The organism is Flavobacterium sp. CG_9.10 (assembly GCF_015752245.1).
Classification (GTDB): domain Bacteria; phylum Bacteroidota; class Bacteroidia; order Flavobacteriales; family Flavobacteriaceae; genus Flavobacterium.
Genome location: NZ_JADOVD010000006.1, coordinates 175,607 through 194,751 on the forward strand (window position 1 = coordinate 175,607; position 19,145 = coordinate 194,751).

Annotated in this window: 19 protein-coding genes; 10 read left to right on the plus strand and 9 right to left on the minus strand. The window is 33.8% G+C overall.

Annotation, left to right across the window (positions count from 1 at the left end):
- Window positions 1–53: 53 nt before the first annotated feature.
- The 3 genes from IWX84_RS07105 (at window position 54) to IWX84_RS07115 (ending at window position 3,740) form a co-directional block, all read left to right on the plus strand.
- Window positions 54–284, plus strand: a complete 231-nt coding sequence (locus IWX84_RS07105) for a hypothetical protein (RefSeq protein WP_196850039.1) — start codon at window positions 54–56, stop codon at window positions 282–284.
- 116 nt (window positions 285–400) lie between these two features.
- Window positions 401–1,072 (plus strand): GLPGLI family protein, encoded by a 672-nt coding sequence (locus IWX84_RS07110; protein ID WP_196850040.1) that lies wholly within the window; start codon window positions 401–403, stop codon window positions 1,070–1,072.
- Window position 1,073: 1 nt separating this feature from the next.
- Window positions 1,074–3,740 carry a TonB-dependent receptor gene (locus IWX84_RS07115; protein ID WP_196850041.1) on the plus strand — a complete coding sequence of 889 codons (2,667 nt, stop codon included), beginning with the start codon at window positions 1,074–1,076 and terminating at the stop codon, window positions 3,738–3,740.
- Here IWX84_RS07115 and IWX84_RS07120 read toward each other — a convergent pair whose 3' ends face one another.
- Window positions 3,741–4,160: a Rieske (2Fe-2S) protein gene (locus IWX84_RS07120; RefSeq protein ID WP_196850042.1), complete on the minus strand. Its 420-nt coding sequence runs from the start codon at window positions 4,158–4,160 to the stop codon at window positions 3,741–3,743.
- A gap of 163 nt (window positions 4,161–4,323) precedes the next feature.
- On the opposite strand from IWX84_RS07120, the gene greA reads away from it, so the two are divergent.
- From greA to IWX84_RS07135, 3 genes are all read left to right on the plus strand, one after another.
- Window positions 4,324–4,800: a transcription elongation factor GreA gene (gene greA, locus IWX84_RS07125; protein WP_196850043.1), complete on the plus strand. Its 477-nt coding sequence runs from the start codon at window positions 4,324–4,326 to the stop codon at window positions 4,798–4,800.
- Between the two features lie 43 nt (window positions 4,801–4,843).
- Window positions 4,844–5,233, plus strand: a complete 390-nt coding sequence (locus tag IWX84_RS07130; RefSeq protein ID WP_196850044.1) for an HIT family protein — start codon at window positions 4,844–4,846, stop codon at window positions 5,231–5,233.
- A gap of 94 nt (window positions 5,234–5,327) precedes the next feature.
- On the plus strand, window positions 5,328–6,485 hold the full coding sequence (locus IWX84_RS07135; protein ID WP_196850045.1) for a transglutaminase domain-containing protein: 1,158 nt from the start codon (window positions 5,328–5,330) through the stop codon (window positions 6,483–6,485).
- A gap of 6 nt (window positions 6,486–6,491) precedes the next feature.
- Here IWX84_RS07135 and IWX84_RS07140 read toward each other — a convergent pair whose 3' ends face one another.
- Window positions 6,492–7,646 (minus strand): sensor histidine kinase, encoded by a 1,155-nt coding sequence (locus IWX84_RS07140; RefSeq protein WP_196850046.1) that lies wholly within the window; start codon window positions 7,644–7,646, stop codon window positions 6,492–6,494.
- A 186-nt stretch (window positions 7,647–7,832) separates the two neighbouring features.
- Between IWX84_RS07140 and IWX84_RS07145 the strand changes: the two genes are divergently transcribed.
- The 3 genes from IWX84_RS07145 to aat all read left to right on the plus strand — a co-directional run bounded on the left by IWX84_RS07145 (window position 7,833) and on the right by aat (window position 9,885).
- Window positions 7,833–8,708 (plus strand): flavin reductase family protein, encoded by an 876-nt coding sequence (locus IWX84_RS07145; protein WP_196850047.1) that lies wholly within the window; start codon window positions 7,833–7,835, stop codon window positions 8,706–8,708.
- A gap of 28 nt (window positions 8,709–8,736) precedes the next feature.
- Window positions 8,737–9,114, plus strand: coding sequence for a DUF3127 domain-containing protein (locus IWX84_RS07150; protein WP_196850048.1), 378 nt, complete (start codon window positions 8,737–8,739; stop codon window positions 9,112–9,114).
- A 129-nt stretch (window positions 9,115–9,243) separates the two neighbouring features.
- Window positions 9,244–9,885 carry a leucyl/phenylalanyl-tRNA--protein transferase gene (gene aat, locus IWX84_RS07155; protein WP_196850049.1) on the plus strand — a complete coding sequence of 214 codons (642 nt, stop codon included), beginning with the start codon at window positions 9,244–9,246 and terminating at the stop codon, window positions 9,883–9,885.
- Window positions 9,886–10,031: 146 nt separating this feature from the next.
- On the opposite strand, the gene IWX84_RS07160 is transcribed toward aat, so the two are convergent.
- From IWX84_RS07160 to rplM, 5 genes are all read right to left on the minus strand, one after another.
- Window positions 10,032–10,589, minus strand: coding sequence for a DNA-3-methyladenine glycosylase I (locus tag IWX84_RS07160; RefSeq protein ID WP_196850050.1), 558 nt, complete (start codon window positions 10,587–10,589; stop codon window positions 10,032–10,034).
- A 126-nt stretch (window positions 10,590–10,715) separates the two neighbouring features.
- Window positions 10,716–11,540 (minus strand): translation elongation factor Ts, encoded by an 825-nt coding sequence (tsf, locus tag IWX84_RS07165; RefSeq protein ID WP_196850051.1) that lies wholly within the window; start codon window positions 11,538–11,540, stop codon window positions 10,716–10,718.
- Between the two features lie 116 nt (window positions 11,541–11,656).
- On the minus strand, window positions 11,657–12,463 hold the full coding sequence (gene rpsB / locus IWX84_RS07170; protein ID WP_196850052.1) for a 30S ribosomal protein S2: 807 nt from the start codon (window positions 12,461–12,463) through the stop codon (window positions 11,657–11,659).
- A 200-nt stretch (window positions 12,464–12,663) separates the two neighbouring features.
- The gene (gene rpsI, locus IWX84_RS07175) at window positions 12,664–13,050 is read right to left on the minus strand and encodes a 30S ribosomal protein S9 (RefSeq protein ID WP_066080508.1); all 387 of its coding nucleotides are present in this window, start codon (window positions 13,048–13,050) and stop codon (window positions 12,664–12,666) included.
- Window positions 13,050–13,505: a 50S ribosomal protein L13 gene (gene rplM / locus IWX84_RS07180; RefSeq protein ID WP_073204674.1), complete on the minus strand. Its 456-nt coding sequence runs from the start codon at window positions 13,503–13,505 to the stop codon at window positions 13,050–13,052. Before rplM ends, rpsI begins: the two co-directional genes overlap by 1 nt.
- Window positions 13,506–13,848: 343 nt before the next feature.
- Here rplM and IWX84_RS07185 point away from each other — a divergent pair, with 343 nt between their 5' ends.
- Window positions 13,849–14,874 (plus strand): LacI family DNA-binding transcriptional regulator, encoded by a 1,026-nt coding sequence (locus IWX84_RS07185; protein WP_196850053.1) that lies wholly within the window; start codon window positions 13,849–13,851, stop codon window positions 14,872–14,874.
- A 113-nt stretch (window positions 14,875–14,987) separates the two neighbouring features.
- On the opposite strand, the gene IWX84_RS07190 is transcribed toward IWX84_RS07185, so the two are convergent.
- Together IWX84_RS07190 and dgt are read right to left on the minus strand one after the other, a co-directional pair.
- Entirely contained in the window at window positions 14,988–17,648 is a 2,661-nt protein-coding gene (locus IWX84_RS07190; RefSeq protein ID WP_196850054.1) for a T9SS-dependent M36 family metallopeptidase, read from the minus strand.
- A gap of 90 nt (window positions 17,649–17,738) precedes the next feature.
- Window positions 17,739–19,082 carry a dGTP triphosphohydrolase gene (gene dgt / locus IWX84_RS07195; RefSeq protein WP_196850055.1) on the minus strand — a complete coding sequence of 448 codons (1,344 nt, stop codon included), beginning with the start codon at window positions 19,080–19,082 and terminating at the stop codon, window positions 17,739–17,741.
- Window positions 19,083–19,145: the final 63 nt, after the last annotated feature.

Genomic DNA, 19,145 nt, shown 5'->3' on the forward strand with positions numbered 1-19,145 from the left:
CATATTTGCCTTGGTTAACCAGAAAAAAATTATAAATTCAAACCAATTTAATTATGAAAAAAATTTTATTTACCGCTCTAGCAGTGGTAGTATTTAGTGGCGCTGCAATGGCAGGGGCTCAAGAAGCAAAAGAAGTTAAAAAAGGAATTGTTGTAAAAGGAGATCTTTGTCAAGAATTTGCGATAGATTTTATAGAAGAAATGGATCCGAATAATGAAATGAGTGCAATAGATGCAAATAATGCATATCAAGATCTTCTTGGTATGTGTTATAGCTTTCAATAATATTTTGTTTAATTGATAACAAAGCAAACTAAATTTTAATTTAGTTTGCTTTATCTAAACTTGAAAAGATGTGTTTATTTAAAAAAATATTATTTTGTTTAATAACAATGTCTGTTATGAATTGTTTTGGACAAAGAATTTATGGGAGGATTGAATATAAAATTCAATCCATTGATTTTAGTTCTAAATCTAACGAGACTAAAATTAAGAATGTTTTGGGTGATTTATTGAAAGAGGCAAATAAACAAATATTCATTGTAGAGTTTAATAATTCTCAATCTAAGTTTTCATTAAATAGTTCTTTAAGTACACCAAATAATAACGAACAATATAAAAAAACAATTGTAAAACTTGCTTCAAATAGATTTACTTCTGATTTTAATTATTATCTAGATAAAAAGGAAAATGTTGTTATTTTAGAAAAGATGAATGGCGCTTTGATAAAAATGAAGTACAATAAAAAACTTTGGAATATTACCTCAGAAAGTAAAATGATTGATGAATATTTGTGCTATAAAGCAAACTATATTAAGTCATATATAGGTAGAGATGGAAAAGAAAAAAATATAACAATTATCGCTTGGTTTGCCCCGAGTTTACCTTATTCTTACGGCCCTAAAGATTATAATGGTTTGCCTGGTTTAATATTGGAGTTAACTGAAAAAGAAACCACTTATTTTGCATCTAAGGTAAACATCACTAAAGACAAAGAAATTAAAATAGATTTTCCAAAAGGCAAAACAATCACTGAAGAAGAGTACAATAAAAAAGTTTTATCCAAGAATTAAAATGTTTAGAGTACTATTCTTCCTTTTTTTTACAATAGTATCTTTCTCTCAATCCCGCACGATTACTGGTGTGGTTTCTGAGGATACTAATAAACCACTAGAATCCGCCAACGTTATTGCAAAACCGTTGCAAGAAAATGCAAGTCTTAAATTTGCTATTGCAGATAATAAAGGACGCTACCGCTTAGAGCTGGATAAAGAAGTCAAGTATGAGATCACTGTTTCGTACATCGGTTTTGTAGAGGAAGTATTCATTCTAGATGCAGATGCTGTCTTGACTTCGCACGATTTTAAATTAAAACCTACCGGAGAGCAACTCAAAGAAATTGTAATCAAACACGAGTTTAAGCCCATTGTGATCAAGAAAGACACGATGACGTTTAACGTTAAAAGTTTTGCGAACGGCAACGAACGCAAAATGAAAGAAATCCTAGAAAAACTCCCTGGTGTTGAGGTTGATAAAAACGGAGGGGTTACCGTACAAGGTAAAAAAGTTACTAAAATGCTCGTAGAAGGCAAATCTTTTTTTGGTGGTGGCTCAAAGCTAGCAGTGGAGAACATTCCGGCTGATGCGCTGGATAAAATTGAAGTCATAGATCACTTTAACGAAGTGGGTTTTATGAAGCAAGTATCTGATAGCGATGAATTGGCAATGAACGTAAAACTAAAAGCCGATAAAAAGAAATTTGTTTTTGGTGATGTTGAGGCTGGTGCGGAAGTAGGAAATGCTGACAATGGTTTTTATCTGGCTCATGCCGCTTTGTTTTATTACAGTCCAAAATCGAATGTGAGTTTTATTGGCGACCTGAATAACATAGGTAAACGAACTTTCACCTTTGATGATTTAATGCGTTTTAGCGGAGGAATAAGCACCTTCCTTTCGGGTAGGAAATCGTTCACAAACCTATACTCGTTTGCTAATGATAATGCTGATGTCGTGCAGAACAAATCGCAATTTAGTGCCCTGAATTTTAGTTATGATGCTTCGCCTAAATTGTCTGTTTCGGGTTTTTCTATTTTTTCAAAAGTTTTTACCGCTTCAAAAACAGAAAGTAAGAATGATTACCTGCAAAACACTTCTATTGCCTTCGAGAATAAATTACAAAACGGGGACAATCGTTCGGTTTTGGCGATCGGGAATCTAAAACTGGATTATTCTCCCAACAATAAGGAAAAATGGTATTACAATGTCCAATACCAATCGAGCACAAATGATTTATCCAATGCCATAAATTCAATTACAAATGCTAATTCGAGTGTTTTTGAAACCGTTAGCAAAGCCGACAATACTTCGGTAAAACAATATGTGGAATGGCACAAGAGCCTAAACGAGCATCATACGACTACATTTGTGGTCAACCAAGCTTACGAAAACAACACGCCAAAGAATCAATGGTTTACGGATCAGCCTTTTTTCGCGGGTTTAATTCCGTTGCAAAATGATGCATCTTACACTATTGAACAAATCAAAAAAGTAAAGAACAACAGCGTGGATGCTTTATTCAAGCATTATTGGATTATCAATAATTTTAATCATTTGTATACGAATGTGGGGAATAATTATGGCGCTTCCCGTTTTGAAACTTCAGAGAAACAAGTACTGACTAATGGAACAGTCAATGATTTTGCTTCTGCTGGTTTTGGGAATTCTGTAAAATACCAATTAAACGATGCTTATGTGGGTTTGGAATACAAATTCAGAATAGGAAAATGGACTAATAAGCCAGGATTATATCTGCATTGGTATAATTTGATTACAGAACATAAATCTGGAGAAAATAGGTTGTCTAAAACTCTTTTCCAGCCACAGTGGAACAGCGATTATGAATTTAATAAATCAGAATCATTAAATTTCACGTATAAATTAACAAACAGTTTCCCCGAAGTAAGCCAATTCGCCAATAACTATAGTTTACAGTATTATAATTTGGTTTATAAAGGCAATTCGCTTTTAGAAAACGAACAGTTTCATTCGGCCAATTTGCGGTATTCTAAAATGAATATGTATCGTGGGATCACTTGGAATGCGATGGCAAATTTTAATAAAAAAGTAAAAACCATCAGAAATGAAATCCAAATAGAGGGAATAAACCAATTTAACACGCCAATTCTGGGTGATAATCCGGAAACCAATTACAGCGTAAATGGCTCTTTTAGCAAAAAAATATACCGTTTTAATTTAAAATTGAACACTAATTTTAGCTGGTTTAATTATTCTCAAACGGTAAATACGGTAACTACGTCAAACGACAGGAATAATCAAAAAATAGGAATTGTATTTAAAACCGCTTACAAAAAATGGCCGGATTTTAGCGTTGGATATACAAAAGGCTACAGTCAGTTTTTGGGAATAACAAAATCACGTTTTCAAACGGATGCAATAAATTCAGACATTGAAGTAACTTTCTTTAAATTCTGGACCTATAAACTGGAATACGAAAATCTAAAAAATACGAACAACAACAATCAAAGCAATTTTTATGACATCGCTAACACATCGTTGCGCTATCAAAAGAAAAACAGTCCTTTTGGTTTTGAGCTGTCAGTCAATAATTTGTTCAATAACACGGTGAAAAATGATTATTCCTTTTCGGATTATTTGATTAGTGAGCGAACCACTTATGTTTTACCACGAGTGTTCTTGCTATCCGTAAGTTACAAGTTGTAATTAATTATACACCCGAAGCACATTTCCATTAACCTCCACACGATATTGTTTTAAAGGATATTGCGCACCTCCTTGGGCTTGACCAGTATATAAGCTATACTCCTTGCTGTCACAAGGACAAACAACATTAATCCCTTTAATTGTCATTGTTGAACAAGAACTTAAAGCCTGATTGGGGCAAGCTGCATCAAATGCATTATAGCCACTACCGGTATTAAATATAAATACGCCTTTTGCTCCTTTTCCCGAATAATAAATCACATTGCTAGGATACTGAAGGCTGGAGTACGCTGGCAAACTCATGTTAAGATCTACCGTAAAAGTATAATTAGGGATAAAGGGGTTTTTATTGTTAAAACCATTTTCACTACAACTGAATAAAAAGGACGAAAAAATTAATAAGATGAGATATCTTTTCATTATTTAAAATATATTAAAAGAATTAGCTAAACAAATTTAATTTATTTAACTTTGAATTATATATGATTAACATATATTTATAGACTAAAGAAATAAATAATATCTTTGTGGAAAGAAATCCCGTCCTGATGGGATTTTTTCTATTTATATAAACGATGAAGTTATGAGCACAGTATCTTATTACACCGCAGAAGGTTTAAAGAAATTAAGGGAAGAATTAGATTATTTGAAAAGCGTGATGCGCCCTAAAGCATCCGCAGATATTGCTGAGGCAAGAGATAAAGGTGACTTGTCCGAAAATGCAGAATACGATGCTGCAAAAGAAGCACAAGGAATGCTTGAAATGAGAATTGCTAAACTAGAAGATGTACATTCTAATGCAAGATTGATTGATGAAACTCATTTGGATGTTTCCAAAGTGCTAGTTTTATCTAATGTAAAAATAAAGAATCAGTCCAACGGTCTGGAATTGAAATACACACTAGTTGCCGAAAGTGAAGCGGATTTAAAAACAGGAAAAATATCAGTAACTTCTCCTATTGGAAAAGGCTTATTAGGAAAATCTGTTGGTGATTTCGCTGAAATAACAGTTCCTAATGGCGTTTTGCAATTCGAGATTTTAGAAATAACAAGAGACTAAATAGTTACAGATTTAATGGTTTAACCGATTAACCAATTTCACAATGTCAAGTATTTTTACAAAAATCATAAAAGGAGAAATTCCTTCTTACAAAATTGCTGAAGATGATAATTTTTTGGCTTTTTTAGATGTAAATCCAAACGCAAAAGGTCATACTCTTTGTGTTCCAAAACAGGAAATTGATAAGATTTTTGATATCGAAGAGGACTTGTATATTGGACTAATGCAGTTTTCTAAAAAAATCGCTATAGCATTGGAAAAAACAGTTCCATGTAAAAGAATTGGCATGGCAGTTATAGGACTTGAAGTACCTCATGCTCATGTTCATCTTATTCCTTTGAATGAAATGGATGAAATACGTTTTCAAAATAAAGTGTCAATGTCTAAAGAAGAATTTGAAGCATTGGCAATAAGAATTCAAGCTAATTTGTAAAAGTTGAATAAATAAAATAAATTGGTATGGTTTTCGTTTAAAAGGGAATAGGTGAAAACTTATTCCCTTTTAATTTACGAGCCTGTCCCAAAAAATGAAAAACATTTATTTAATAGTATCGGTATTCATATCTGTTTTAAGTTTTGGGCAGAATCATATAGATTATACTTTAATCGATAATAAAATTTCTAAAATTCCAAATAGTTCCAGTAATTCAACGAAGGCCATTGCCAATTATATCAATTCCACTTTCAAAACAGATAACGACAAAATTCGCGCAGTTTTTTATTGGACAGCAACTAATATCAGTTACGATGTAGCCAACATGTATATTTCATCTAGCGCAGAAACTTCTGAAAATAGAATAAAAAATATTCTTAAAACCAAAAGAGGAGTCTGCAGTGATTACACAGAAATATTTAATGATTTAGCCAATAAAGTAGGTATAAAAACAGTGATTATAAGTGGATATACCAAACAAAACGAGGAAATTGATACCATTTCTCATGCATGGTGTGCCTCAAAAATAAATAATAAATGGTATTTGTTTGACCCAACTTGGGGTTCCGGTTACGTAAATAACGATCGGTTTTTTAAAAAAATAGACAATTCTTATTTTAAAGTTAATCCTTTGCAATACATCTCATCACATATTCCGTTTGACTATTTATGGCAATTTCTAAATTACCCAATTACAAACCAAGAGTTTTATGAAGGTAAAACTCAAATTAATAAATCAAAGAAATACTTCGATTTTGAAAGCGAAATTGGGAACTACGAATCTTCATCTGAAATCGATCAACTATATGATTCGGCAGAAAGGATAGAGAAGAATGGTGTTGAAAATGCGCTGATTTTAGAACGTCTGAAAAGTAAAAACAAAAATATAGCCTATTTACGTCAAAAAACAAATATTGAAAAATTAAATATAATTACCAGCGATTGCAATGAGGCTATCAGCTTGCTCAATGATTTCATCTATTACAGAAATAAAAGATTTAGCCCTGCTCTACCCGATTATGAAATTAAAAGGATGATTGAAACGCCAAAAGAAAGGTTAATCAAATGTCAAAACGCCATCTATAACATTGGCTACATCGGAAATGAAAATTCATCTAGTTTGGCTTCGCTAAAAAAATCTATTAATCATGCTTTGGCACAAACAGAAGAGCATTTAGCTTTTGTGCAAAACTATTTAAACAAAGACAATAGGAACAGAAAAGCAATGTTTACCAAAACAGTCTGGTTTTAATTTAAGTTATGCTACCGATACTTTTTTAAAACTCACCTGCATGGTTGTTCCTTTCCCGATTTCAGAATTCAAGACTTTTATGGTTCCTTTGTGATATTCTTCCACAATTCTTCGGGTTAAAGAAAGTCCCAATCCCCAACCTCTTTTTTTGGTGGTAAAACCAGGTTCGAAAATTGATTTGAATTGTTTTTTTTGAATTCCGCCTCCTGTATCTATTACATTTATTTTTACGTGAGTCCCTTCTTGTTCTATTTCTAAGGATAGTTTGCCTCTGCCTTTCATCGCATCAATGGCATTTTTTACTAAATTTTCGATAGTCCAACTGTGCAGCGTAGGATTGAGCAATACATAAATAGGTGAAGATGGTGCTTTAAATGAAAATTCAATTTGTTTTGAAAATCTAGACTGCAGATAATCATAGGATTGCAATGTTTCTTCTATAATATCTTTGGTTTCCAACTTTGGCTCTGAGCCAATTTTTGAAAAACGATCCGTAATGGTTTGCAACCGTTCAATGTCTTTTTCTATTTCGAATGTGGTACTTTCATCTACATTTTCAGATTTTAACAGTTCGACCCAACCAATTAATGATGAAAGCGGCGTACCTATTTGATGGGCGGTTTCTTTGGCCATTCCAGCCCAAAGCTTGTTCTGAGTCGCCATTTTATTACTTTTGTAAAAATTATAAACTAGACCGCCAAACAGTACTATGATAAGCAATAAGGCAATGGGATAATATTTAAGTTTGTTTAGTAAGGCGGAGTTCCCATAGTACAATTTTTGAAACTTTCCAGGAACATATTCAATTACAATGGGTTCATTCTCATTTTTTAAATCGGATAAAAATTCGTTCGCCTTTGTTTTGTCTTTTACAATAACTTCGTCAATATTTACCGTATTTATGATACTTTCGTTCTCCGTAAGGATAATAGGAATGGAGGTATTGTTGCTGAATATCTGCAATGGCAATTCCACATCTGTATTTTCATCGGCGTTTTTGAGTGTCTTTTGTGCATTTGCCCAAAGATTCATCTTTAGCCGTTCTTCATTTTTGAAAATTTGAAAAAAGGTGTATGTATTCCATAGAATTAAGGAAATAATAAAAAACGAAGCAAAAATGATGATCCACCGGGTCGTGTTCTTTTTATCAGAAAATTGCATAAACTAAAATTTGAGGTATAAATATAACGAAATAGTTGAACTATTATTTTAGTTTCTCCATTATGACTCATTTTGGCAAAACAAAATATTTAATTGATCTTAAATCTACCAACGTATTTTTTAAACTTAAACCATTTACTTACTTTTGTATTTTAGCTAAACTAATTTATCCCAAATAACATAAGCATGATTACTATTGATCCTAAAAGTATTGAAACAGCAAAGTTACAAGGCTACTTACAAGGTTCTGTGGGACCAAGACCTATTGCGTTTGCCAGTACTATTGATGATAAGGGAAACCCGAATTTATCTCCTTTTAGTTTCTTCAATGTATTCAGTGCCAATCCGCCAATTCTTATTTTTTCACCTGCCAGACGGGTACGAGATAATTCGGTAAAACATACTTTAATCAATGCCGAAATTACTAGAGAAGTAGTAATTAATGTGGTTAATTATGATATGGTACAGCAAACTTCACTGGCTAGTACAGAATATGCGGATGGTGTAAATGAATTTGTAAAATCTGGACTGACTCCTATTGCTTCAGAGGTTGTTAAACCTTTCAGAGTAAAAGAATCACCTGTACAGTTTGAATGCAAAGTCACTCAGATTATTCCTTTGGGAACCGAAGGAGGAGCAGGAAACTTGATTCTTTGCGAAGTTTTGAGAATTCATATTGACGAGCGTATTTTAGACGAAAATGGAGCGATTGACCAATATAAAATAGATTTAGTTTCAAGATTAGGAGGAAACTGGTACTCAAGATCAAATCAAGGACTTTTTGAAGTGCCAAAACCATTGTCCACACTTGGAATTGGAGTAGATGCCATTCCTGATTTTATAAAAGAAAGTACTATTTTTGACGGAAATGATTTAGGGATGTTGGGTAATATAGAAGCCTTGCCTACTTTACAAGAAGTTAGTATATTTGTAAAACAGAATTTTGCAGTAAAAGGAGTTTTAAGCTCTGATGATCAGGAAAAAATTCATACAGAAGCTAAAAAATACTTGAATGAAAAAGACGTTTTGTCTGCTTGGAAAGTACTTTTGGCAAAAAAATAATTCAAAATAACAATAAAAAATAACGAAGATGGAAGTTACAGGAAAAATTAAAATGCTTGGAGAAGCTAAAAATGTAGGAAATGGAAGTTTCTTAAAAAGAGAACTAGTTGTAACAACTGAGGAACAATATCCACAACATATTTTAGTGGAATTTGTACAAGACAAATGTGATTTATTGAATAACTTTAAAGTGGGAGAAGCTGTAAAAGTTTCTATCAATTTAAGAGGACGCGAATGGGTAGATCCTCAAGGTGTAACTAAATATTTTAATGCTATCCAAGGTTGGAGAGTAGAAAAATTAGCTGCTGATGCACCTAATGCACAAATGCCTCCAATGCCAGCAGCAGCAGCATTTGCTCCAGCTACAAATTTAAACGAAGAAGAAGCAGACGATTTACCATTCTAAAATAAAATTTTAAATTTTTAAATTCCAAATTCCAAATTGAGCCTGTCTTAAAATTGGAATTTGGTTTTTTTTTGAATTTGTCTTTGCTATTACCATTGATTTTTGAAATTGCCATTGAAACAAAGTAAAGTGTATCACCTATCCCAAGATTTATTCTTCCCCGCTGTTTCCCAAGCCAATCGCGACGGGATTTTAGCCATTGGAGGTGATTTGTCTCCAGAACGATTGCTGCTTGCCTATAAAAGTGGCATCTTTCCTTGGTTTGAAGAAGGCGAACCTATACTTTGGTGGTCGCCTAATCCCCGAATGGTGTTGTTCCTAGATGAACTGGTAGTTTCTAAAAGTATGCGAAACATACTGAATAGAAATATGTTTACCGTTACTTTCAATCAGAATTTTAGAGAGGTAATTTCGAATTGCCAAGACATAAAACGAGACGGTCAAAACGGGACTTGGATTACTAATGAAATGATTGAAGCGTATTGCAGACTCCATGAATTATTAATCGCTAAATCGGTTGCCGTTTGGCAAAATGGGGAATTAGTCGGAGGTTTATACGGAATCGATTTAGGACACGTTTTTTGTGGAGAAAGCATGTTTTCTAAAGTTTCTAATGCTTCCAAAGTAGCCTTTATTGCTTTGGCAAACCAATTGAAAAAAGACAATTACAAACTTCTGGATTGCCAAGTTTATAATCCGCATCTTCAAAGTTTGGGTTGTCGTGAAATAAAACGTGATGATTTTATGAAAATTCTTCAAGGAAATAATTAGGGCCTAATCCAGCTGTACGTTTCAAGTCCTCCTTCAAAACCTTTTTTTCTCAATTCACAAAAGGAGCTTCCTGCCGGTCGCTCTCTTCTGCCTAGAAAAAATAGTTTTTTCAGTCCGGGCTTTTCACTGCCATCCGGGGCAAATTACTATTTTTTCCAGCAACTCTCCACATGATCATCAACCATTCCGGTTGCTTGCATGTGTGCATAAACTACTGTTGAACCAACAAATTTAAACCCTCGTTTTTTTAAATCTTTGCTTATCTCATCAGAAAGCAGGGTTGTTGCAGGGACATATTTTAGGGACTGCCAGCTGTTGTGAATTGGTTTTCCATCGGTAAATTTCCAAATATAGCTGGAGAAACTACCAAATTCACCCTGGATTTTCATAAACGAAATAGCATTGGAAACCGCTGCTCTAATTTTTAATTGATTTCGGATAATACCTGCGTCTAGTAATAATTCTTGAATTTTATCTTCAGAATAAGAGGCTACTTTTTTATAATCGAAATTATCGAAAGCCAACTTAAAGTTCTCTCTCTTTTTCAGAATTGTGTACCAGCTCAATCCCGCCTGAAAGGTTTCCAGAATTAGAAATTCAAATAATTTTTGATCTTCATATATCGGAACGCCCCATTCTTCATCGTGATATTTTCGATACAAATCATCTTTTTCGCACCAAGCACAACGTTTTTTTTCTTCCATGAAAGTAATTTTTCATTCAAATATAAAATAAAAATCCCATTTCAAATTACTTCGAAATGGGATTTAATATTGAGTTAGAAAAGCTCTAAAATTAATTTAGAGATTCTGAAACCAGTTCAGAATAAATTATCCTAAAGCAGCTCTTTTGAAACCTGTAACGATAAGATCTTTATCTAAAGATTTAACATAAGCAGCAACGCTTAATTTGTTGTCTTTAATATAATCTTGGTTAACTAAAGTATTGTCTTTAAAGAAACGAGCTAGTTTACCTTTAGCAATATTGTCTAACATTGCTTCTGGTTTTCCTTCTTGACGTAAAAGGTCTTTTGCTATTTCAATTTCTTTTTCGATAGTTGCAGCATCAACTCCAGCTTCGTTTAATGCAATAGGAGCCATAGCTGCTGCTTGCATAGATACGTTTCTTGCAACTTCTTCAGCACCTTCCACATTTGCAGATAGCGCAACTAAAGTAGCGATTTTGTTACCAGAGTGAATGTAAGACCCGATAAAAGCACCTTCTAATTTCTCGAAAGTTCTAATTTCTAGTTTTTCACCGATAACTCCAGTTTGCTCGATTAATTTGTCAGCAACAGTAACTCCGTTGAAGTCAGCTGCCAAAAATTCTTCTTTAGTGTTGAAGTTCAATGCCAAATTAGCCATTTCAGTAGCCATTTTCACAAAGCTTTCATTCATCCCTACGAAGTCAGTCTCACAGTTTAATGTGATAACAACTCCAGCAGTTTTGTCAGCATTTACAACCGCAATTGCAGCACCTTCAGTAGATTCTCTATCTGAACGATTTGCAGCTACTTTTTGTCCTTTTTTACGTAAGTTTTCAATCGCTAAATCGAAATCTCCGTCTGCTTCAACCAATGCTTTTTTGCAGTCCATCATTCCTGCACCAGTGATTGTTCTTAATTTATTTACGTCTGCAGCAGTAATTGTTGCCATAATTTTTTTATTTAAAGATTAAAAGATTGAAGGATTTAAAAAATTATAAAAAAATCAGTAATGGTTACATTATTAATCTTTCAATTTTTAAATCTTTCAATCTTTAAATTATTTATTTATTCTTCAGTTGCAGTAGGAGCAGCTGCTTCAACAGCAGGAGCTACTTCAGCTACTTCAGCAGGAGCCGCTACTTCTGTAGTTGCTTCAACTGGAGCATCACCTTCTTTGTCAGAACCTCTATCAGAAAGTCCTTCAACAATTGCAGCTGTTACTAAAGATAAAATTTTATCAATTGATTTAGAAGCATCATCGTTAGATGGGATTACGAATTCAACCTCTCTTGGGTCAGAATTGGTATCCACCATTGCGAAAACTGGAATGTTTAATTTTTGAGCTTCTTTTATTGCGATGTGTTCCGCTTTGATATCAACTACGAACAATGCAGCTGGTAGTCTAGACATGTCAGCGATTGAACCTAAATTTTTCTCTAATTTAGCACGAAGACGATCCACTTGTAAACGCTCTTTTTTAGAAAGGGTCATGAATGTACCATCTTTCTTCATTTTATCAATAGTAGCCATTTTTTTAACAGCTTTACGGATAGTTACGAAGTTAGTTAGCATTCCACCAGGCCATCTTTCAGTGATATAAGGCATGTTTGCAGCTTTTGCTTTTTCAGCAACGATGTCTTTTGCTTGTTTTTTGGTAGCAACGAATAATATTTTTCTACCTGATGCAGCGATTTTTTTCAAAGCTTCATTAGCTTCTTCAATTTTTGCTGCAGTTTTATATAGATTGATAATGTGAATACCATTACGCTCCATATAGATGTAAGGAGCCATGTTTGGATCCCATTTTCTAGTCATGTGTCCGAAGTGAACACCTGCTTCTAGTAAGTCTTTAACTTCTACTTTGTTTGCCATTTTTGTTCTAGTTTACGTTCTGTTGATTAGCAATGCATAAATGGCGGTTTCCCGGCTATATACATTTAGATGCTAAACTATTTCCTACCTCAATAGGAGAGCAACAACAACTTTGTTTTTTAAATTTATGCCGAAATTTTTCCAGCATCTTTTCAATAATTTCAATATATCTATTAATAGATACTGAAACAAGTCCAGTATTAACGTTTAGAGAATTGGAATCTCTTACGAGCTTTCTTCTGACCGAATTTCTTACGTTCAACCATTCTTGGATCTCTTGTCAATAAACCTTCTGGTTTCAAGATAGCTCTATTTTCAGCATTTACTTCACACATAACACGTGCTAATGCCATTCTTACAGCTTCTGCTTGACCAGTTGAACCACCTCCATAAACATTCACTTTTACGTCAAAGTTGCTTACATTTTCTGTCATAGACATAGGTTGTAATACTTTGTACTGTAAAGTTGCAGTTGGGAAGTAAGTTTCGAATGCTTTTTTGTTTACAGTGATTACTCCTGTTCCTTCCGAAACATAAACACGTGCAACAGCGGTTTTTCTTCTACCGATTTTGTGAATAACTCCCATTACTTAAGATCGTTAAGGTTAACTGTTTTAGGTTTTTGAGCGCCTTGTTTGTGCTCTGATCCTACAACAACATTTAAATTTCTAAAAAGTTCAGCTCCTAATTTATTTTTAGGTAACATCCCTTTAATAGCTTTCTCTACTAATAATGCAGGATTTTTTGCTTGCAATACTTTAGCAGTTAAAGTTCTTTGACCTCCTGGGTAACCGGTGTGACGAATGTAAGTCTTCTCGTCCATTTTGTTACCTGTAAGGTTAATTTTTTCTGAGTTGATAACGATTACGTTATCTCCGCAGTCCACGTGTGGTGTGTAACTTGGCTTGTACTTACCTCTCAAAATCATAGCGACTTTTGAAGCAAGACGACCTAAGTTGTGACCATCAGCATCTACAACAATCCACTCTTTTGTAACGGTGGCTTTGCTTGCTGATTGTGTCTTGTAGCTTAATGCGTCCATAATATATTTTTAATTAAACATTCCATCCCCTATAAAGGGGTTGCAAAAGTACAATTATTTATTTTAAATGCAAATACCTTAAAAGATTATTTTCTCCATCTTTTTGTGCTGATTATCAAATGTATATTTAAAATAATTTTCTAGGATTGAATTTAGAATTACTAGATTGATGGCTTAAGAATCAAAGCTATCGCTTTTTTTTATAAGTTTATGGTCCATTAATCATTTTCTAAAGGTGAAATTTATATTTTAATGGCTATTTTTGGCATTAATACCGTTAATATTCTAATTATTTATATCTTGTAAATAATTTGACATCACAAATCACAATAAACCTCTCCATATGAAAGCTAAAGCAACATTAAAACAAATTGCAAAAGAACTTAATGTATCTGTTTCTACTGTTTCAAAAGCACTTAATGACAGCCCGGAGATTAGTGAGTTGACAAAAATCAAAATCAAAGAATACGCAAAACTCAAAAACTATAAACCAAACGTTATTGGTCTGAATCTTAAAAACAGAAAAACAAAAACCATTGGTGTTATTATACCTAATATTCTAAATTCATTTTTTGCCAAAGTGTTTAGCGGCATAGAGAAAGTCGCTGATGAAAAAGGATACAACGTCATCATGTGTATATCCAATGAATCTTTAGAAAAAGAAGCCCATACACTTGAAATGCTGAGCAATGGAACTATCGATGGATTTATTTTATCTGTATCTGAAGAAGCGCAGAAACTCCACGAATACAATCATTTTGCCGCAATAATCAATGACGGCACACCGATAGTTATGTTTGACCGAATTGCTGATGACGTAGATTGCGACAAAGTAATTGTTGATGATTTTGATTCGGCTATAAATTCTACCCAGCATTTAATAGATTTAGGATGTAAAAATATTGCCTTATTTTCATCTATTGACAATTTGAGTGTTGGAAAACTTAGAGCTGAAGGCTATTTAAAAGCATTGGAGAAAAACAACATTGCTTTGAATCCAAATTTAATTTTAAGAACCGATTCTGAAGATGATTTGAACGAAAAAATCGAAAATATTTTTGACACCAATACCATCGACGGAATTTTTGCTTTAGAAGAAAACGACTCTGTGGCCGCATTGAAAATTGGACTCAAAAAAGGATATAAAATCCCCGAAAATCTATCTATTATAGGTTTCGCAGATGGAATTCTTGCTTCTAGAAGACTGTCGCCAAGTTTAACAACGGTAAGCCAACACGGAATAGAAATTGGTGAAGTGGCTGCTAGACTTCTTATTAATAGACTAGAATCTAAAGAAGAGGAAATCCCCTATCAAACTGTTGTCATTAAAACTAAATTAAAAGAACGCGAGTCAACAAGGAAATTGTAAAGTATAAAAAAATCCATCAGTCTTTTCGAGACTGATGGATTTTTTTATTAAACGTCAATTGATTCTTTTGGACTTGACTTTCCAATCACTTACTAAACTCTTTTATTTTAAATTTAATTCATAATAATTTTCTCCGTAAATTCAAGATCATCACCATTAACTTTCATAATATAAACTCCTTTTTGAAGGCGGCTTAAATCAATTGTTTTTAGATTATTGAATTCCTCATTTTTAAATTTAGAAACCACTCTTCCGTTGATATCTATTATTTGAATAGAAACCTTACCCAAATATTGATCAATACGGAGATTTACTTGTCCTGATGAAGGGTTTGGATATACGCTCATTTTATCACTACCATCAAACTGATTGACTGCTAAAACACAGTTTGGTCCTGCTGATGGCATTGTAAAATCCTCTACCTGATCATTCCCTACATTCCCATCCCCTGCTGATGCATTCACACCAAGACCTCTAGCTGCAAATACCTGCCAAATCATGCAATAATCCTTTCCGCCTGTAACTGCCTGATCCGCTGCAATAATTGCATCTCTTGCACTAACAAAAGTTGGACTGCATGGCTGTAACTTAATAGCATCCAACACAATTCGCATTAGTTTATTATTACCCGCAATTCCAGTATACTTATTATCGTCGTATCCATATTTATTAATATAAGCCCAAGTCAAGTCCCACAATACGGTTGTCCAAACAGAACCGGTACCATGAATTTCGGTTTGTTCAACGCCATCTTTATCCTTATATTGATACCTATTAGTGTTTGCATATGTCATTGGATTTACTGCTCGATCCGTTGAATAGGCATAATCTCTTATCCCTAACCCATCTGTCGGCTGGTAAGAAACAAATGTACCAATCCCTTTTTTCGATGTCCCCACATCCCCTTGTTTAAGTTGCAACATAAGAGCAAACCAATCAGACCAACCTTCTCCCATTTGGTCTGTATTATCCAAACAACTTGAATTCTTACTCCCTCCTGCTAAACGAATAGAAATACCATGCCCATATTCATGTGCAATAATTCCATTATCAAAATCTCCATCTGAATTTACAAATGGTGAAGACTGCAATTGCAATTTCACGTTAACAGCCTCAGTTTGCATTTGATTGATAAGTAAATCGCCAACAGCTTTTGTTACGCTTATTGCCGGAATAGTGATTGTTGCATCAGCACCCGACATAGAAATATCTCCGACCACATTATTCACAATAATTACCGCTACCGCACCAGCATCCTGAGCCGCTTTTACTTTTATAACAAACGTGCAACTTCCTCTTTTAATAACAACAATTTTGCCATTCATTGCCGCTGCATTTGATGGCGCTACACACGCCTCATTCGTCGTTGTCGCGCTATCTAAATAAAGAACCAAATCAGATTGTATAAATGCGGGAGCAACAGGTAAATCAACTCGACCGGGGTTAAATGAATTTTGCCTAGCCGTATAACTCCCCGCAATATTTGACGGAGTATTCACAATAATTGGTTTTATTTGTGGCCCGTAATTCCACAAAAACATCTGCATTCTCGGTTTTGTTCCGTCCGGCGGAGCAGAAAAATTGGCATTATTTATACTTTGAGGATCTGCTTTGGAACCATCTTGAGAATCTGCATATACATAATCAGTTGCAGTTCCGCCTTTACCGTAATTATTCTGTTGAAAATTTCCATTTATTTCATCAAAACCATATTGATACCAAATGTCATGCATCACATTATTCATATAAAACAAATTCGTGTTAGCGGCATCAATGTAAGTAGACGCATCAACATTGGTACCTCCATATGGAAAATCAAAAGCTAATGATGCCCCACCCTCCGAGCTGTAACCTGAATTTAAATTATCTCCTAAAATATCAGCTTTTGTCCAAACATTATTCCCTCTGGTAATTGTGTACTCAGCCCCCAAAGTACCGTTAGTATCGTGCCATCCGTAAGGAGAAGCTATAGCATTTGCAGGATTTGATATTATTTGTCTAGAAATGTGATTCGGACTTTCATAGTTAAAAGGAATTACATTGTAAGAACCACCCGAAGCAGCAACGGGAGCTAAAGAAAACAGCTGTTTGTAAGTTGCTTTAACGGGACTACTAGTAAATATATTTGTGGAAGCATGGAAATTCTTTTTATCGAAATTACAGGAAATTACAAAGTCTTTTTTCTCTAAAATTTCTCCGTTTAGCGCATCAACTCTCACACTCCAAATATGATTATGAGTTGGCATATTGATGGTAAAATCCCAAGCTAATTTTAAAGTGTTTTCTTTCGTCAAATGATATACTAAATTAGCATTAACAGGTTCTTCGATAGATAATCCGTTGCTAATTTTAAATTTATACTGTCCTATTTTTTCTAAAACAGTAAAAGAGGATGTAGGAACAATATCTAGTTTAGTGTACGTTTTAGCTAAAGCATCCAAAACAGAAAGCGAAGGCTTTGTCGCATTTGCTTTTTGCGCTAAATTAGAAACAAAACGATTTCCAACATTAATTACTTGACCATCTTTTATAGAAAAATTAGAAAGTGCTCTAAAAATTTCTATTCCTTTATATCGTTGTAAAACATAACAACTATTGATATTTGTATTTGTTGAATTTCCTTCACTTTCAATCACCCAATCTTTAACGTCGTCGTTTGAGACAGCCAATTTGGCACTTTTAGTGTTTAAATATCTCTGAATAGTTTCAACATTGGACTGAGAAAAACTGATAAGGGGAATAAAAAATAATATTAAAAGGGTAATTTTTTTCATAAATGTGGTTGAAGTCTAATATGGTTAATCATTTCGCAAACTTAATTGTTTTTATTTGATTTAACAATTAACCATTAAGTTGCTCATAATTTAGCCTTTACCTGCTGTAATTGTTTTATAAAACAGTAATGCATTTCCATCCGTAAGCAACGAGATAAAATGGCAAATATGAAGTAATCGACCGTATAAATTTTCTTTTTCTAAATGATGTTTTTCTGGCAGCATTTTTAATATTAACGAATCGTAATTAGAGGCATTCCCATTGTATTTGTTATTGAAGGCGATGATAAACTTATCTAATAAGGTTTGGATTATCTGATAACCCACAATTTCTTTCTCAATTACTTCCCTGCTTTGGTAAATATTGTTGACACTTATCTTGATAATATCATCCATCTGCGCTTTGTATTTGCTTTTATCCATGATTGCAAAAGGAAATTTACCTTCTAGAATTAACGTTTCATTTTCGATAAAAACGTTGACCGCATCATTGATTAAACTTCCTATTGCCAAGGCACGTAAATAACTTATCCTGTCTTCTTTTGTAGTAAGCGTCTTATATTTAGAAGTATCTATACTGTCTTTTACGAGTTTAATTAAATATTCTAATGCAAAATCTTCGGAAACCAAACCTAAGTTTATACCATCTTCAAAATCAATGATCGTATAACAAATATCATCTGCTGCTTCCACTAAATAAGCCAAAGGATGTCTTTCGAAACCAATATCGCTTCCTGATTTATTTGGAATCAAACCCATATCGGCTGCTACTTCCTGAAAAAAAGATTTATCGGTTTGAAAGAAACCATACTTTTTATCGGCAATATTTTTCGTTGGTTTTTTTGGAAGACTTTCTTTTGGGTATTTCATAAAAGCACCAAGAGTTGCATAAGAAATTCTGAGTCCGCCTTCAATTCCTGGACGACTCGTAGTAAGAACGGAAAAGCCATTAGCATTCCCTTCGAAATCAATTAAATCCTGCCATTCTTTTTCGGAAAGCTGGTCTTTATATTGTTGCCCGTTTCCAATAGAGAAATATTCTCCAATTGCTTTTTCTCCGGAGTGCCCAAAAGGCGGATTCCCAATATCGTGCGCCAAGGAAGCGGCAGCGACTATTGCGCCAAAATCATTCATATGAAAACCGTGAACTTCTTTCAGATGTGGATATTTTTCGATGATTTTCTTTCCTACTAATCGCCCTAAAGAACGACCTACAACCGAAACCTCTAAACTATGAGTCAATCTGGTGTGAACAAAATCAGTCTTCGATAATGGAATAACTTGTGTTTTATCCTGTAAACTTCTAAAAGCAGCTGAGAAAATAATACGGTCATAATCAACTTCAAAACCCAAACGGGTGTCGTCTTGTTCAATACGCAATCTTTTGCCTTTGTCGCCTTGGCGTTTTAATGATAAAAGTTGTTCCCAGTTCATTTTTATTAGTTGTATTTTTCTTAATTTTTAATGAGCGAATATAAAGAAAAAGAAGTCATTTGA